Below are 14,383 nucleotides of genomic sequence, written 5' to 3' on the forward strand. Positions count from 1 at the left end.
GGCACGCTCGCCGCGACGAGTATGAGGCCGGTTCCCCGCCGACGCCACCGTCCGCCGCCCCTCCGGCGGACGTGATCTCAGAATTCGAACACCGGTTTCGGCTCGAAGCCCGGCAGCAGCGGCGGCTTGGCTTCGAACAGCACCCGCGACGACAGCACGCCGCCCTCGCGCCGGAACAGCTTGACCTCCCCCACGCCGCGGGTTCCCAGGACGGCGGCGACCATCCGCCCGCCCTCGGCGAGCTGGTCGGCGATGCCGGCCGGCACCTCCGCCACCGTGCCGTTGAAGACGATCACGTCGTAGGGGGCCTGCGCCGGGTAGCCGGCGGTGGTCGGTGCGTTGATGACGATGGCGTTGTCCGCACCCACCTCGCCCAGCGCGGAGGTCGCCTGCTGCGCCAGGGCCGCATCCGATTCGATGCCGACCACGGTCGCGGCGATGCGCGCGATGACCGCGGTCGAGTAGCCGGTGCCGCAGCCGATGTCGAGCACCACGTCGGTCGATTTCAGCTCCGCCGCCTGAAGCATGCGGGCGAAGACCATCGGCTCCAGCAGGAAGCGCCCCGGACCGATCGCGATCTCGTCATCGACATAGGCGATGCCGCGCGCGGCCTTGGGCACGAACAGCTCTCGCGGGACTTCCATCATGGAGTCTACGAGACGCTGGTCGGTCACCTTGTTGGGGCGGACCTGACACTCGACCATATGAAATCGGGCGGCGGCGTAATCGGGCATGGCGGTCGCTTGTTCGTCTTGTTGCGTCATGGGCGGCCCCCAGCCGGGCGGAGCGGCTGTGCTGCCACGGGCTATATATCGGCAAATGCCCGCGAAGACAACGCCGCGCCCTGCTACGAACCGCCGCTTGACCAACGGGGCGGAGCGCGCTTATACCTGCGCTCCCCGGTGGCGCGGTGGCAGAGTGGTCATGCAGCGGACTGCAAATCCGTGTACGTGGGTTCGATTCCCGCCCGTGCCTCCATCCCCTCCCGGTTCCGGTCTTTTGCGGACAGCGAAATTTCCGGGTTGACGAGGGGGATCGGGATCAGTAGAAACGCCGTCACCTCTGATCCGGCGTGGCGCAGCGGTAGCGCAGCGGACTGTTAATCCGTTGGTCGTTGGTTCGAATCCAACCGCCGGAGCCAATTAGGAAGAAGGCCGGGAATCCAGCAACGGGTTCCCGGCCTTTCTTTTTTCCGGACCGTCACCTCACCCGGTGAGATCGTCGTAGATGGTGCGGTCCCGCGTGTCGGTCTCGGCGCCCGCCTGCCCGGTCTCGCGACGCCATTCGCCGCACCAGTCGGTGGTCAGCGTCAGCGGGAACCGGCCGTCCGGGTTGCGGGGCGTGACCACGGGCGGGAATCGGCGGCACACGCCTTTCGGTCCCCGCCCGCGCATGCCCAGCCCTTCCCAGAACCGGCAGGTGTAGCAGGTGTCGGTGCGTTTCATGGTGCGGACGTCCCCCCTGTCCGATGGCGTATGCCGCCCACTATCGAACGGGACGGCGCGCGCCGTCGACCGGTTGTTTGCGCCCGGCCGGTGCCGGTCAGGCGATCGATCCGTCCGGCTTGCCGGGGCTCATGTCGCCGGGGTGCTGGACGGCGAAGGCCTTGATCTGCGCGTCCAGCTCACGGCGGCGCCGCTCGTCGGCCGAACCGTGCGGCGCGTTCTGAAGCCTCTGGAACTCGGCGACGGCGCGCTCCAGGTCCGCCAGAGTGTCGATGGTCATGGGTTCGGTCCTTCCATTGCGGTCCCCGCATCAACGTCCGGCGGCGAGCGTATGTTTCCTTTCCGCCGTCCGAACCCTTGATCGCGTGCCTAGCGGTGTCATGTTCATGGAACAACCGCGGCGGAGGTTCGAGCGATGGCGCGCACCCGGCGTTTCCTCCAATGGTCGGCCCCGTGGGCTTTGGCGTTTCTTCTGCTCCAGGCCACCGCCGTGTGGGCCCAGGTGCCCGATCCCGAGACCCTGCTGAAGGCGGTTGTCCGTGTCACCGCCACGGTGCCGCCGGATTCGCAGTCGTCCAGCACGCTGGGCTCGGAACGCGAGGGGACGGGGGTGGTGATCGGCGGTGACGGGCTGATCGTCACCATCGGCTACACGATCATGGAAGCGTCCTCGGTGCAGGTGACCACCGGCGACGGCCGCGCCTACCCCGCCGACATCGTGGCGTACGACCATGTCAGCGGCTTCGGCCTGCTGCGCGCCGGCTACGGCTTCGACGCGCCGCCGGTTCGGCTTGGCGACTCGGGCGCCTTGAAGGAGGGCGACACCGCCGTCGTGCTCAGCCGCGGCGGCGGCTCGCCGGCGCTGCCGACGCGAGTGGTCAGCCGGCGTGAGTTCGCCGGCTATTGGGAGTACATGCTGGACCGCGCCATCTTCACCTCCCCGCCCCACCCCGCCTTCAACGGCGCGGCGCTGATCGACGGGAAGGGCCGGCTGGTCGGCATCGGCTCGCTGATCGTGGGCGAGGCGGTGCCCAACCACGCCATGCCCGGCAACATGTTCGTGCCCGTGGACGTGCTCCAGCCGATCCTGGGCGACCTGTTGGCCTATGGCCGCCGCCAGGACCCGCCGCGTCCGTGGCTGGGCCTGACCCTGCGTGAGCACAATGGCCGGCTGCTGATCCAACGTGTGACCCGCAACAGCCCGGCCGAGGCGGCCGGCCTGCGCCCCGGCGACCAGATCATGGGCCTGTCCGGCCAGCGGGTGGGCACGCTTTCCGAGTTCTACCGTCGCATGTGGGGCATGGGGGACGCCGGGGTGGCGGTGCCGCTCCAGGTGATCCGTGGTCCGGCGCTGGAGTCGGTCACCATCACCTCCGGCGACCGCACCAAGCACCTGAAGCTCAACCCGACCTTCTGAGCGGTCGCGCCGTTGCACCCATCCTTTCGCGCGACGGCGACCCACCATTGTGGCAGACTGGCCCCGCCGCGGGTCCCGACCCGCCCCGAAGGCCGCACCGACCGATGACACAGACGACCCAGCACAGCCGTGGCTACATCGAGGAAGTGCGCAAACACCTGCTGTTCCACCACAAGTGGGTGAACGGAAGGGGCGGGCGGCAGGCGGACCTCAGCTTCTACGATCTTTCCGGCCTGCCGCTGGCGCGCAGCGTGCTGCGCAACGCGAAGCTGGTCGGCGCGTCGCTGTCCGGCAGCAACCTGGCGCTCGCCGATCTCCAGGCGTCCATCCTGCTGATGGCGGAGATGGAGGGTGCCGTCCTCGATGGCGCCAACCTGCTGGGCGCCGACCTGCGGGGTGCCAACTTCAACGGCGCCAGCCTGGCGGAGGCGAACCTGTCGGGAGCGGACCTGCGCACCGGCGTGCTGGGCGCGGTCAGCACCGGCAACGACCGCGGTGCCCGCGACCCGGCCTGGAGCCGCAACACCCAGATGATCGACGCCAAGCTGGGCCGCGCCCTGCTCGTCGGCTCGCGGTTGGAGAACTGCGACCTGACGGGGGCGGAGCTGGCGGACGCCGACCTCAGCGGCGCCGATCTCAGCGGCGCCATCCTGATCGCCACCGATCTCAGCGGTGTGGCGCTGAAGAACGCCAAGCTGTCCGGCGCCATCCTGTCGGGCGCGCATCTGGACGAGCAGGTGGCCGCCCTGTTGGCCGACCAGGGCATCGACCCGCGCGCCAGCCTGACCCCGGTGATCGACCGCCTGCCCGAGCTCGTGGCCCGCCATCGCGCGTGGCTGGACAGCGGCGGCGCCCAGGGCGCGCGGCTGGAGTTGGATCAGGCCGACCTCGCCGGTGCGCGACTGTCGGGGGTGGACCTGTCGGCCGCCCGGCTCCAGCGCTGCGACCTCAGCGGTGCCGACCTGTCCGGCGCCACCCTGACCATGGCCGACCTCGCCTACAGCCGGCTGGCCGGGGCCGATCTGCGCGACGCCGACCTGTCCGGCTGCGGGCTGCGCCGGGCCGACCTGACCGGGGCCAATCTGGAGGGGGCGGCGCTCGACGACATCGCCATCGGCGGCGATCTCTCCCGCCCCTGGCCCACCAACCTGCAGGGTGCCCGGCTGGTGGACGCCGACCTGCGCTGCCGCAGCGCCCGCGGCGCCATGCTGCGCCACGCCGACCTGACCGGCGCGCGGGTCAACATGGCGCTGCTGCGCGGCAGCGACACCCAGGGTGCCAAGCTGCCTCGGGCCGCGGCCTCCGCCCCGGCCTGACGGCTACGGCGCCCCCGCACCATCCGCACCGCTTGGCCCCGCCCCGCCGGCCGGCGTAGGCTGCCGCCCTGGCAATGGCGGACCAAGGAGCACTGCGCATGGACCACCCCGACATCGAGGTCATCGAGAAGCAGACGGTCTGCAAAGGCTTCCTCCAGATCGACCGCTACCGCCTGCGCCACCGCAAGTTCGACGGGAGCTGGAGCGACGTGGTGGTGCGCGAGGTGTGCGAGCGCGGCCACGCCGTCGCGGTCCTGCTCTACGACCCGGGCCGCGACAGCCTCGTCATGATCGAGCAGTTCCGGGTCGGGGCCGCGGCCGGCGGCGGGCCCGCCTGGCTGACCGAGATCGTCGCCGGCATCATCGAGGAGGGCGAGGCACCCGATGAGGTCGCCCGCCGCGAGGTTCGGGAGGAGGCCGGCTGCGAGGTGACGGCGCTGGAGACCATCTGCGACTATTTCCCCAGCCCCGGCGCCTTCAGCGAGAAGGTCACGCTGTTCTGCGGGCGGGTGGACAGCGCCGCCGTCGGAACCACAGGCGGCTGCCCCGACGAGCATGAGGACATCCGCATCACCGTCATGCCCTATGACGCGGCGATCCGCCTGATGGACGAGAACCGCCTGAACAACTCCGTCACCATCATCGCCCTGGCCTGGCTCGCCCGCCACAAGGACGCGTTGCAAGCGCGCTGGGCATGATCCTGCGAATTTCACACGCAGACTTCGCGAAACCCCGCCATTCCACAGGCGCGCCTTGAACAGGATCCCGGCCTTCCGATAGTTTGAGGGCAGGACATAAGAGAGAGGGACGGGTCGTGGACATTCGCGACGGCTTCATCGGCACCATCGGCAACACCCCACTGATCCGGCTGGAAGGGCCGTCGAAGGCCACGGGCTGCAACATCCTGGGCAAGGCGGAATTCCTGAACCCCGGCGGGTCGGTGAAGGACCGCGCGGCCATCGCCATCGTGCGCGACGCCGAGCGCCGCGGCGTGCTGAAGCCCGGCGGCACCATCGTGGAAGGCACCGCCGGCAACACCGGCATCGGGCTGGCGTTGGTGGGCAACGCGCTCGGCTACCGCACCGTCATCGTCATGCCGGAGACGCAGAGCCAGGAGAAGAAGGACATGCTGCGGCTGGTGGGCGCCGACCTGCGCCTGGTGCCGGCCCTGCCCTACAAGGATCCCGGCAACTACGTCCGCTATTCCGAGCGGCTGGCGGCCGAATTGGCGGAGAGCGAGCCGAACGGCGCCGTCTGGGCCAACCAGTTCGACAACACCGCCAACCGCGAGGGCCACCGCCAGACCACCGGCCGCGAGATCTGGGAGCAGACCGACGGCACGGTGGACGCCTTCACCTGCGCCGTGGGCACCGGCGGCACGCTGGCCGGCGTCGGCATGGCGCTGAAGGAGAGGAACCCCAAGGTGAGGATCGTGCTGGCCGATCCCTTCGGCTCCGCCATCTACAACCACTACGCCATCGGCGAGCTGAAGGCCGAGGGCTCCTCCATCACCGAGGGCATCGGCCAGGGTCGGATCACCGCCAACCTCGATGGCGCACCCGTGGACGACTGGGAGCAGATCCCCGACGACGAGGCGCTGGAGCTCATCTTCGACCTGCTGAAGACGCAGGGGCTGGTGCTCGGCGGGTCCAGCGGCATCAACGTGGCGGCGGCCGTGCGGGTGGCGCGCAAGCTCGGCCCCGGCCACACCATCGCGACCATCCTGTGCGACGGCGGGCAGCGCTACCAATCGAAGCTCTTCAACCCCGCCTTCCTTCGTGAGAAGAATTTGCCCGTGCCGTCCTGGCTGGACAACTGACCAAGCAAGAAGCAGGGACCATGGAGCTGATCTTCCGCGCCGACGCCTACGCCCAGCGCTGCACCGCCACCGTGACGGCCGCCGACGACCGCGGCATCCGGCTGGACCGCACCGTCTTCTACCCCACCGGCGGCGGCCAGCCCGGCGACACCGGCACGCTGACGGCGGGCGGCTCCGTCATCCGCATCGTGGATACGGTGAAGGGCGACGGAGCGGACGAGATCATCCATGTGCCGGAACCGGGCACCGCCCTGCCCGCCCCCGGCACCGCGGTGGAGGCGGAGATCGACTGGAACCGGCGCCACCGGCACATGCGCATGCACACGGCCATGCACCTGCTCTGCGCCGTGGTTCCCGGCTCCGTCACCGGCGGGCAGGTCGGGGCGGACAAGAGCCGGCTCGACTTCAACGTGCCGACCGGCAGCCTGGACAAGGACGCCATCACCGCGGCCATCAACGAGCGCATCGCCGAGGACCGGCCGGTCAGCCAGCGTTGGATCACCGACGCCGAGATGGAGGCGCGGCCGGAGCTGGTGCGCACCATGTCGGTGAAGCCGCCCACGGGCAGCGGCACCGTCCGCCTGCTCGACATCGAGGGGGTGGATCTGCAACCCTGCGGCGGCACCCACGTGGCGCGCACCGGCGAGATCGGGGCGGTCGAGGTGGTGAAGATCGAGAACAAAGGCAAACAGAACCGGCGCGTCGTCATCGCGCTGGTCGATGCGTGAGGAGAGGAAGCACCATGACCGCCGAGAACCCGACCACGATCGTCTCCACCGACTGGCTGGCCGGCCGCCTGGGCGACCCCTCCGTCCGCGTGGTGGACGCCACCTGGTACATGCCGGGCAGCGGCAAGGATCCGCGCGCCGAGTTCGCGCAGCGCCACATCCCCGGCGCCGTCTTCATGGACATCGACGAGGTGGCCGAGCCGGACACCCACCCGATCCCCCACGTGGTCCCCACTCCCGACCGCTTCGCCGCCATCGCCGGCGCGCACGGCATCGGCAACGACACGCAGATCGTCGTCTATGACGGCTACGGCCTGCAGACCGCGGCGCGCATCTGGTACCTGTTCCGCCTGTACGGTCACGACAAGGTGGCGGTGCTGGACGGCGGGCTGCCCAAGTGGCTGGCCGAGAACCGCCCCGTCGAGTCGGGCACGCCTGCGGTGACGCCGCAGAGCTTCAGCGCCGCCTTCCGGCCGGAACTGCTGCGCCGCATCGACGACATCCGCGCCAATCTGGACAGCCGCGCCGAGCAGGTGGTGGACGCCCGCGCCGCCGCCCGTTTCGAGGGCACGGTCGCCGAGTCCTGGCCGGGCCGCCCCGCCGGCCACATCCCCGGCAGCCGCAACCTGCCCTTCACCGACCTGCTGGACCCGACCACCAAGACGCTGTTGCCGCCGGACGCCATCGCCGCCAGGGCCAAGGCCGCCGGGCTCGACCTGTCGAAGCCGGTGGTGGCCTCCTGCGGCAGCGGCGTGACCGCCGGCGTGCTGGCGCTGGGCTTCGCCATCGCCGGCAAGTGGGACGTGCCGATCTATGACGGCTCCTGGTCGGAGTGGGGACTGCGCCCCGACCTGCCCGTTGCCACCGGCCCGGCCGAATGACCGGGATCGGCACCGCGCCCGCCATCCGCCCGATGCGGGCGGCGGAATGCGATGCCGTGATCGCGCTGTGGCACGCCTGCGGGCTGGTGGTTCCCTGGAACGACCCCGCCGCCGACATCGCGCTCGCCCTGTCCAAGCCTTGTTCGACCGTGCTGGTGGCGGAGGAGGAGGGCGGCATCGCCGCCTCCGTCATGGTCGGCCATGACGGGCACCGCGGCTGGCTCTATTACCTTGCCGTCGCGCCGATGCGGCAGCGGCGTGGGCTGGGCCGTGCCATGGTTTCGGCCGCCGAGGCGTGGCTGGCCGAAGCCGGGCCGCCCAAGGTGCAGCTCATGGTGCGCGCCACCAACACGATGGTGCTGGCCTTCTACGAGACGCTGGGCTACGCGCCCTCCCCCGTGACGGTGATGCAGAAATGGCTTCGCGACCCTTCAGCCTGACGCCATCAGCCCTTCCCGTCGCGGTGGGGCCGGGCCGGTTGTCCGTGATCGTCACCTATCTGGAGATGACGGCACCGCCGCAGGACGACCCGGTGCCGCGCCCGCCCGGCGACCTGCTGCTGATGCGTGCCCTCGACCCCACGGCCTCCTTCTACCGCTATCTCTACAGCACGGTGGGCGAGCCGTGGCTGTGGCACGAGCGGCGGCGGATGAGCGACCAGCAGCTCGCCGCCATCGTCGGCGACCACCGGGTGGAGGTGCATGTGCTGTATGCCCACGGTACCCCGGCCGGATATGCGGAGATCGACCGGCGCAAGCGCGATTCGGTGGATCTGGCCTATTTCGGCCTGATCCCTGACTTCATCGGCCAGAAGCTCGGGCCCTGGCTGCTGGACCAGTCCATCCGCATGGCGTGGACCGGCGGCACGCGGCGGCTGACGGTGAACACCTGCACCTTCGACCACCCGCGCGCCCTGCCCCTCTACCAGAGCCTCGGCTTCACCCCCATCCGCAGCGTGGTGCGCGAGATCGATGACCCGCGCGTCAAGGGGCCGCTGCCGCGCACCGCGGGACCGCACATCCCGATCATTGAATAGGGCCGATCATCGAGTGACGGGACGGCTCCGGCCCTGCTTCATTCCGCCGCAGCCTGCTCGCGCTCCGGCTCGCTCTCGGGGAAGGCGAGGTCGAGGCGGGTCCCGGTGGCGTGCGCGTAGAGCATCAGGTCATTGAGGAACTCGGTCTCCTTGTCGGCCCCGTCCTTTCGGCGGATGGCGACCAGACGGTCCAGGGCCTTGATGTTGAAGCCGGCGCTTTTTGCCTCGTTCTTCAAGTCCTTGAGGTCATCCTTCAGGCCATCGATCTCATCCAGAAGGCGCTCCATCCGCTCGGCGTACTGGCGGAGCTGGTCGGCGGCGGAGCTGTTCACGACGTTGGTCACGCGGGTGTCTCCCTGGTTCGGGCGCCGCCGTGGGCCGGCGGCGCGGGCGGGGGTGGTAGCACGGGAGACGGCCGGCTGTCCGGAAACATGCGGAACAGCGGCGTGCTGGCGGCTTGACGGGGGCGGCACTGCTCTGTTTTCGTGCAGGAACAAGCCGAGATGCCCCGATGATGACCGATCAACCGCCCGCCGCCCCCCTGCGAATCGCCCACAACGCGATGGCCGACGGGAGCCGTGCGTACGGCCCGTCCGAACGCGCCATCATCAGCCGCGCCGCCTTCGGCGACGCGATGGCGGAGATCGGGTCCTGGCCCGGCTATGCCCCCACACCGTTGCGCTCGCTGAAGGAACTCGCATCGTCCATCGGCATCGACCGGCTTTGGTACAAGGACGAGAGCCAGCGTTTCGGGCTCGGCAGCTTCAAGGCGCTGGGTGGTGCCTACGCGGTGCTGCGGCTGCTGGCGCGCGAGGTGTCGGCGCGCGCACCGGGGGTGCCGGTAACCGCACTCGACCTTGTGGTCGGCAAATACGGGAAGATCACGCGGGCGCTGACCGTCACCACCGCCACCGACGGCAACCACGGCCGCTCCGTCGCCTGGGGCGCGCAGGTGTTCGGCTGCAACGCCGTGATCTATGTGCCCGCGGCCTGCAGCGACGGGCGTCGAAAGGCCATCGAGGCCTACGGCGCCAGGGTCGTGGTGGTGGACGGCGTCTATGACGAGGCGGTCCGCCGCGCCGCGGCCGACGCGCGGGCCAACGGCTGGTTCGTCGTCTCCGACACCTCCTACAGCGGTTACATGGATGTGCCGCGCGATGTGATGCAGGGCTACACCGTGATGGTGGAGGAGGCGGTCCAGCAGCTTCCCGCCAGCGAACGGCCGACGCATGTGTTCGTCCAGGGCGGCGTCGGCGCCCTGCCCGCCGCGGTCTGCGGCCATCTGTGGGAAAGCTGGGGCCGCCAGCGCCCGACCTTCGTGGTCGTGCAGTCGCAGGCCGCGGACGCCATCTACCGCAGCGCCCTGGCCGGGCGGCCGGTGGCGGCGGAAGGGGCGCTGGACACGGTGATGGTCGGCCTCGCCTGCGGGGAGGTGTCGCTGCTCGCCTGGGCGCTGCTGGAGCGCGGCATGGACGCCGTGGTCACCATCTCCGACAGCGCGGCGCTGGACACCATGCGCCTGCTGGCGCAGGGCCGGCATGGCGGGCGCCCGATCGTGGCCGGCGAATCGGGGGTGGCCGGTCTCGCCGCCGTGCTGGCCGTTGCCGCCGATCCCGAGGCGCGGACGGCCCTCGGGCTGATGCCGGACGCCCGGGTGCTGGTCTTCGGTACGGAGGGGGCCACCGACCCTGACATCTATGCCCACATCGTGGGCAGGACGGCCGAGCAGGTGCTTGCCCTCTGAGCAAGCGCGCGGCCGCTGCCGACGTCTTGCGCAGCGCCGCGATTCCGGTCCACCATACCCGCCGGTTCGGGCCCTCCGGCCCATGAAAAACGAACGACAGGGTGGACCACGATGACCAATGGGACGGTGGGGATCGGCCGGCGCTCCGTACTGGCGGGTGCCGCGGCGGCGGGTGCCGTGATCACGCTGGGCGCGCCGGCGATCCGCGCGCAGGAGCGGTCGCTGAAGGTCGGCACCTACGGCGGCTATTTCGAGGACAGCTTCAAGAAGCACATCTACCCGGCCTTCACCAAGGCGACGGGCATCAAGGTCGACAGCGTCGCCGAGCCGACGGGCGAGCAGTGGCTGCTCCAGCTCCAGCAGGCCGCGATGGCCGGGCAGGCACCGGCCGACGTGTCGATGATGGCGAACGTGCCGCGCATCCGAGGCGCCACCGCGCAGCTCTGGGCACCGTTGGACGAGGCGAAGGTGCCCAACGCCAAGAACGTCATCCCCACCTTCCTCGCCCGCTACGACGGCGAGAAGCTGTACGGCGTGGGTGCCGTGTCCTGGTTCATCACATTGGTGACCAACACCAACGTGTTCAAGGAGGCGCCCGGATCCTGGGCGGCCCTGTGGGATCCGGCGAACCGCGACCGCGTCGGGCTGCTGGCGCTCGCCTCCAACTCCTTCCTCGTCGAGATCACGGCCAAGACCCATTTCGCCGACCAGCCGACCGTGCTCGACAGCGAGGCGGGCATCATGAAGGTGCTCGGCAAGCTGGCGGAGCTGAAGCCCAACGTGAAGCTCTGGTACCGCGACGAGGGCCAGTTCCAGGCGCAGCTCCAGTCCGGCGAGATCCCGATGGGCCAGTACTACCACGATGTGGCCGGGCTGGCGGCGAAGGACGGACACCCCGTCCGCTCCACCTTCCCCAAGGAAGGCGGGGTGGTGGACAGCGGCTCCTGGTGCGTGTCCAAGGCCTCCAAGAAGATGGAGGAGGCGCAGATCTTCATCGATTACATGTGCCAGCCCGCGGTGCAGGCGACGCTATCGCGCGAGGTCGGCACCGCCCCCGTCATCCCGAAGGCACTGACCGGCCTGTCCGACGCCGAGTTTGCCGCCGTGTCCAGCGAGACCGCGCCGATCGTCCCGAAATACGGGATGTATCTGGAACGCGGCGACTGGCTGGCCCAGAAGTGGACGGAGATGATCACGGCGTGAGGCCGATGCATGACGTCGGATCCGTACCGTGCGGATTCGACGTTGCGCAACCCGCAGTTCTCCCCACACACCCCATGGTCATATGCCCGATCTGCACCTGACCGGCATCGTCAAGCATTACGGATCGGTGGTGGCGGTCGATCATGTCGACCTGCATCTGCCGGCGGGCAAGTTCGTCTGCTTCCTGGGGCCGTCCGGCTGCGGGAAGACGACTCTGCTGCGCATGATCGCCGGGCTGGAGGCGCCGACCAAGGGCCGCATCAAGCTGGGCGAGGAGGACATCACCGACCGCCCGACCCACAGGCGCGGCGTCGGCATGGTGTTCCAGTCGCTGGCCCTGTTTCCGCATCTGACGGTGGGCGAGAACATCGCCTACGGCATGCGCATCCGCAACGCCCCCAAGGCCGACACGGAGCGGCGGGTGGAGGAGCTGCTGCAGCTCGTGCATCTGCCGGGGCTGGGAAGCCGCAACGTGTCGCAGCTTTCCGGCGGGCAGCGCCAGCGCGTCGCCATCGCCCGGGCGCTGGCGCTCGACCCCGCGCTGTTCCTGCTGGACGAGCCGCTGTCGGCGCTCGACGCCAAGCTGCGGGAAGCGATGCAGGTGGAACTGCGGCTGCTCCAGCGCCGGCTGGGCGTCACCACCATCCTGGTCACCCACGACCAGCGGGAGGCGATGACCACCGCCGACCTGATCGCGGTGATGGCGCACGGCCGGGTGCAGCAGATCGGCAGCCCGCTGGAGATCTACCGCAACCCCGCCAACACCTTCGTCGCCGACTTCATCGGCTCCACCAACATGCTGCCGGCCTCCATCGCCGAGCGGCCGGGGGCGGTGTGGGTGGACGGAGTGGTCTTCCCGGTGGCCAAGCTGCCGGCCGGCGTGGCACCTGGCCGCGAGGTCACCCTGTCCGTCCGGCCGGAGGAGCTGCACCTGCTGACCGGCGACATGGACCAGCGCGGCGAGGCCGTCCTGACCGGCACCGTCTCCTTCGTCCGCGACGTCGGGCAGTCGGTGGAAGTGTTCGTGGAGTGCGGCGGCCGGTCCGTCACCGTGGTCGGCTCGCCCAAGGAGGTGCCGCCGGTGAAGGCGGGGGACGCGGTCCGTGTCGCCTTCCCGGCCGAGGCCTGCGTGGTGCTCGCGCAATGAGGGCGTACGGGCGCTCCACCCTGGTCCTCGCCTACCCGGCGCTGGTGTTGGGGATGTTCCTGCTGGTGCCCTTCGGGATCATGGCGGCGCTCAGCGTCTTCCGCCGGGTGCCGGCCGGCACCTTCGAGCCGGCGATGGTGCCGGACAATTACCTGAATTTGCTGACCCCCTTCTTCCTCGACCGCATCGGCTTCACGCTCGGGCTGTCGGCGGCGGTGGCTGTGGTCTGCGTGGCGCTGGGCTTTCCCTTCACCTATCTGCTGACCCGGCTGCCGCGGCGCCGGCAGGTGCCGTGGCTGGTCTTTCTGCTGGCGGTGCTGGCCCTGTCGGAGGTGATCGTCGGCTTCGCGTGGTCGGTGCTGCTGTCGCGCACGGCCGGGCTTTCCAACCTGCTGGTCTGGCTGGGGCTGCTGTCGCAGCCGGAAAGCTGGGCACCGGGCCTGACCGCGATGATGCTGGGTCTCTGCTACCTCGCCTTCCCCTACACGGTGCTGGTGCTCTACCCGTCGCTGTCCAGGCTCGATCCCTCCTATCTGGAGGCGGCGCGGACGCTGGGGGCCTCGCCGCTGCGCGGCTTCTTCGGGGTGATCGTGCCGGTGTCGCGGCCGGCGATCCTGGCGACGCTGGTGATGGTCTTCGTCTTCGCGCTCGGTGCGTACGTATTGCCGCAACTGCTTGGACGGCCACAACATTGGACGCTGGCGGTGCACATCACCGACCAGGCGCTGTCGCGCTCCAACGTGCCCGCGGCGGCGGCCATGTCGATCACGCTGCTGCTGGCAAGCCTCGCCCTCGTCCTGGTCACCGCGGCCCTCGGCAACCGCCGGAAGGAACAGCCATGAGGGCGCTGGCCGGGATTTTCATGGGGCTGATCGGGCTGGTGCTGGCCGCACCGCTGGCGGTGGTTGCCGGCATCTCGCTGAACCAGCGCAAGATGATGTTGTTCCCACCGCAGGGCCTGTCGTTCCAATGGTACGGCGAGCTGTTCCGCGACGAGGGCTGGCGCAACGCCATGCTGAACAGCCTGTCGCTGGCGCTGTGCGCGGCGCTGTTCGCGACCTCCATCGCCCTGCCCATCGCCTACGCCGTGTGGCGTTGGAACAGCCGCTTCGCCCGCGCGCTGCACGCCATGGGATCCACCCCCTTCATCCTGCCGCCGGTGATCACGGCGCTGGGCTTCCTCGTCTTCTGGACGATGAGCGGCTTCTACGGCTCCTTCGGGGCCGTGGTGATCAGCCACGGCATCTTCCTGGTCACGCTGCCGCTGATCACCGTGTCGCTGGGCTTCGCCGGCATCGACCCGGCCTACACGGAGGCCGCGGCGACGCTGGGGGCGGACGACCGCACGGTCTTCCGCACGGTGGTGCTGCCGATGGTGCTGCCCTACGTGGTGTCGGGCTTCGTCTTCGCCTTCGTGATCTCGCTGAACGAGTACATCATCAGCTACATGGTCGCCGGCTTCACGGTGGAGACGCTGCCGATCAAGGTGTTCAACTCCATCCGCTACGGCTACACGCCGGTGATGGCGGCGGTGTCCGTGGTGTTCATCCTGGTGGCGCTGGTCGCCTTCGGGCTGGTGGGCCGCTTCGGCGACCTGCCGCGCCTGCTGGGCGCCTGGGCGCCTAAGGACTGAACCAGCCCAGGGAG

Annotated in this window: 17 protein-coding genes and 2 tRNA genes; 15 read left to right on the forward strand and 4 right to left on the reverse strand. The window is 69.9% G+C overall.

The window, feature by feature from the left end:
* Window positions 1-77: 77 nt before the first annotated feature.
* Window positions 78-764, reverse strand: coding sequence for a protein-L-isoaspartate O-methyltransferase family protein (locus HL658_RS05915; protein WP_246337339.1), 687 nt, complete (start codon window positions 762-764; stop codon window positions 78-80).
* A gap of 140 nt (window positions 765-904) precedes the next feature.
* On the opposite strand from HL658_RS05915, the gene HL658_RS05920 reads away from it, so the two are divergent.
* Window positions 905-978, forward strand: a tRNA-Cys gene (locus HL658_RS05920).
* A gap of 88 nt (window positions 979-1,066) precedes the next feature.
* Window positions 1,067-1,141, forward strand: a tRNA-Asn gene (locus HL658_RS05925).
* A 64-nt stretch (window positions 1,142-1,205) separates the two neighbouring features.
* Here the strand turns inward: HL658_RS05925 and HL658_RS05930 are convergent.
* Together HL658_RS05930 and HL658_RS05935 are read right to left on the reverse strand one after the other, a co-directional pair.
* Window positions 1,206-1,445 (reverse strand): hypothetical protein, encoded by a 240-nt coding sequence (locus HL658_RS05930; RefSeq protein WP_180281008.1) that lies wholly within the window; start codon window positions 1,443-1,445, stop codon window positions 1,206-1,208.
* A 97-nt stretch (window positions 1,446-1,542) separates the two neighbouring features.
* Window positions 1,543-1,725, reverse strand: coding sequence for a hypothetical protein (locus HL658_RS05935; protein WP_180281009.1), 183 nt, complete (start codon window positions 1,723-1,725; stop codon window positions 1,543-1,545).
* A gap of 135 nt (window positions 1,726-1,860) precedes the next feature.
* Between HL658_RS05935 and HL658_RS05940 the strand changes: the two genes are divergently transcribed.
* The 8 genes from HL658_RS05940 to HL658_RS05975 all read left to right on the forward strand — a co-directional run bounded on the left by HL658_RS05940 (window position 1,861) and on the right by HL658_RS05975 (window position 8,642).
* The gene (locus tag HL658_RS05940; RefSeq protein ID WP_180281010.1) at window positions 1,861-2,862 is read left to right on the forward strand and encodes a S1C family serine protease; all 1,002 of its coding nucleotides are present in this window, start codon (window positions 1,861-1,863) and stop codon (window positions 2,860-2,862) included.
* 104 nt (window positions 2,863-2,966) lie between these two features.
* On the forward strand, window positions 2,967-4,178 hold the full coding sequence (locus HL658_RS05945) for a pentapeptide repeat-containing protein (RefSeq protein ID WP_180281011.1): 1,212 nt from the start codon (window positions 2,967-2,969) through the stop codon (window positions 4,176-4,178).
* A 98-nt stretch (window positions 4,179-4,276) separates the two neighbouring features.
* A complete protein-coding gene (locus HL658_RS05950) occupies window positions 4,277-4,876 on the forward strand; it encodes an NUDIX domain-containing protein (RefSeq protein WP_180281012.1) in 600 nt (199 codons plus the stop codon).
* 116 nt (window positions 4,877-4,992) lie between these two features.
* On the forward strand, window positions 4,993-5,997 hold the full coding sequence (locus HL658_RS05955; protein ID WP_180281013.1) for a cysteine synthase A: 1,005 nt from the start codon (window positions 4,993-4,995) through the stop codon (window positions 5,995-5,997).
* A 20-nt stretch (window positions 5,998-6,017) separates the two neighbouring features.
* Window positions 6,018-6,725 (forward strand): alanyl-tRNA editing protein, encoded by a 708-nt coding sequence (locus HL658_RS05960; RefSeq protein ID WP_180281014.1) that lies wholly within the window; start codon window positions 6,018-6,020, stop codon window positions 6,723-6,725.
* Window positions 6,726-6,739: 14 nt separating this feature from the next.
* Window positions 6,740-7,606: a sulfurtransferase gene (locus HL658_RS05965; protein WP_180281015.1), complete on the forward strand. Its 867-nt coding sequence runs from the start codon at window positions 6,740-6,742 to the stop codon at window positions 7,604-7,606.
* Window positions 7,603-8,046, forward strand: a complete 444-nt coding sequence (locus HL658_RS05970) for a GNAT family acetyltransferase (protein ID WP_180281016.1) — start codon at window positions 7,603-7,605, stop codon at window positions 8,044-8,046. Before HL658_RS05965 ends, HL658_RS05970 begins: the two co-directional genes overlap by 4 nt.
* Window positions 8,022-8,642 (forward strand): GNAT family N-acetyltransferase, encoded by a 621-nt coding sequence (locus tag HL658_RS05975; RefSeq protein ID WP_180281017.1) that lies wholly within the window; start codon window positions 8,022-8,024, stop codon window positions 8,640-8,642. The genes HL658_RS05970 and HL658_RS05975 overlap by 25 nt, the downstream gene beginning before the upstream one ends.
* 38 nt (window positions 8,643-8,680) lie before the next feature.
* Here the strand turns inward: HL658_RS05975 and HL658_RS37635 are convergent, their stop codons facing one another.
* Window positions 8,681-8,986 (reverse strand): DUF2312 domain-containing protein, encoded by a 306-nt coding sequence (locus HL658_RS37635; protein ID WP_343055020.1) that lies wholly within the window; start codon window positions 8,984-8,986, stop codon window positions 8,681-8,683.
* A 167-nt stretch (window positions 8,987-9,153) separates the two neighbouring features.
* Here HL658_RS37635 and HL658_RS05985 point away from each other — a divergent pair, with 167 nt between their 5' ends.
* The 5 genes from HL658_RS05985 to HL658_RS06005 all read left to right on the forward strand — a co-directional run bounded on the left by HL658_RS05985 (window position 9,154) and on the right by HL658_RS06005 (window position 14,369).
* Window positions 9,154-10,386, forward strand: a complete 1,233-nt coding sequence (locus tag HL658_RS05985) for a diaminopropionate ammonia-lyase (RefSeq protein WP_246337340.1) — start codon at window positions 9,154-9,156, stop codon at window positions 10,384-10,386.
* Between the two features lie 111 nt (window positions 10,387-10,497).
* Window positions 10,498-11,589, forward strand: coding sequence for an ABC transporter substrate-binding protein (locus HL658_RS05990; RefSeq protein WP_180281018.1), 1,092 nt, complete (start codon window positions 10,498-10,500; stop codon window positions 11,587-11,589).
* A gap of 82 nt (window positions 11,590-11,671) precedes the next feature.
* Window positions 11,672-12,736 carry an ABC transporter ATP-binding protein gene (locus HL658_RS05995; RefSeq protein ID WP_180281019.1) on the forward strand — a complete coding sequence of 355 codons (1,065 nt, stop codon included), beginning with the start codon at window positions 11,672-11,674 and terminating at the stop codon, window positions 12,734-12,736.
* The gene (locus tag HL658_RS06000) at window positions 12,733-13,578 is read left to right on the forward strand and encodes an ABC transporter permease (RefSeq protein WP_180281020.1); all 846 of its coding nucleotides are present in this window, start codon (window positions 12,733-12,735) and stop codon (window positions 13,576-13,578) included. Before HL658_RS05995 ends, HL658_RS06000 begins: the two co-directional genes overlap by 4 nt.
* Window positions 13,575-14,369, forward strand: coding sequence for an ABC transporter permease (locus tag HL658_RS06005; RefSeq protein WP_180281021.1), 795 nt, complete (start codon window positions 13,575-13,577; stop codon window positions 14,367-14,369). Before HL658_RS06000 ends, HL658_RS06005 begins: the two co-directional genes overlap by 4 nt.
* Window positions 14,370-14,383: the final 14 nt, after the last annotated feature.

The organism is Azospirillum oleiclasticum (genome assembly GCF_013423485.1).
In the GTDB taxonomy this organism is placed as follows: Bacteria; Pseudomonadota; Alphaproteobacteria; order Azospirillales; family Azospirillaceae; genus Azospirillum; species Azospirillum oleiclasticum.

What these genes read in the sequence shown, in the direction of transcription:
- HL658_RS06005 (WP_180281021.1), top strand. Translation starts at nt 13,575, where the DNA reads ATGAGGGCGCTGGCCGGGATTTTCATGGGGCTGATCGGGCTGGTGCTG.
- HL658_RS05985 (WP_246337340.1), top strand. Translation starts at nt 9,154, where the DNA reads ATGATGACCGATCAACCGCCCGCCGCCCCCCTGCGAATCGCCCACAAC.
- HL658_RS05930 (WP_180281008.1), bottom strand. Translation starts at nt 1,445, where the DNA reads ATGAAACGCACCGACACCTGCTACACCTGCCGGTTCTGGGAAGGGCTG.
- HL658_RS05990 (WP_180281018.1), top strand. Translation starts at nt 10,498, where the DNA reads ATGACCAATGGGACGGTGGGGATCGGCCGGCGCTCCGTACTGGCGGGT.
- HL658_RS06000 (WP_180281020.1), top strand. Translation starts at nt 12,733, where the DNA reads ATGAGGGCGTACGGGCGCTCCACCCTGGTCCTCGCCTACCCGGCGCTG.
- HL658_RS05975 (WP_180281017.1), top strand. Translation starts at nt 8,022, where the DNA reads ATGGCTTCGCGACCCTTCAGCCTGACGCCATCAGCCCTTCCCGTCGCG.
- HL658_RS05995 (WP_180281019.1), top strand. Translation starts at nt 11,672, where the DNA reads ATGCCCGATCTGCACCTGACCGGCATCGTCAAGCATTACGGATCGGTG.
- HL658_RS05950 (WP_180281012.1), top strand. Translation starts at nt 4,277, where the DNA reads ATGGACCACCCCGACATCGAGGTCATCGAGAAGCAGACGGTCTGCAAA.
- HL658_RS05960 (WP_180281014.1), top strand. Translation starts at nt 6,018, where the DNA reads ATGGAGCTGATCTTCCGCGCCGACGCCTACGCCCAGCGCTGCACCGCC.
- HL658_RS05935 (WP_180281009.1), bottom strand. Translation starts at nt 1,725, where the DNA reads ATGACCATCGACACTCTGGCGGACCTGGAGCGCGCCGTCGCCGAGTTC.
- HL658_RS05945 (WP_180281011.1), top strand. Translation starts at nt 2,967, where the DNA reads ATGACACAGACGACCCAGCACAGCCGTGGCTACATCGAGGAAGTGCGC.
- HL658_RS05970 (WP_180281016.1), top strand. Translation starts at nt 7,603, where the DNA reads ATGACCGGGATCGGCACCGCGCCCGCCATCCGCCCGATGCGGGCGGCG.
- HL658_RS05965 (WP_180281015.1), top strand. Translation starts at nt 6,740, where the DNA reads ATGACCGCCGAGAACCCGACCACGATCGTCTCCACCGACTGGCTGGCC.
- HL658_RS05940 (WP_180281010.1), top strand. Translation starts at nt 1,861, where the DNA reads ATGGCGCGCACCCGGCGTTTCCTCCAATGGTCGGCCCCGTGGGCTTTG.
- HL658_RS05915 (WP_246337339.1), bottom strand. Translation starts at nt 764, where the DNA reads ATGACGCAACAAGACGAACAAGCGACCGCCATGCCCGATTACGCCGCC.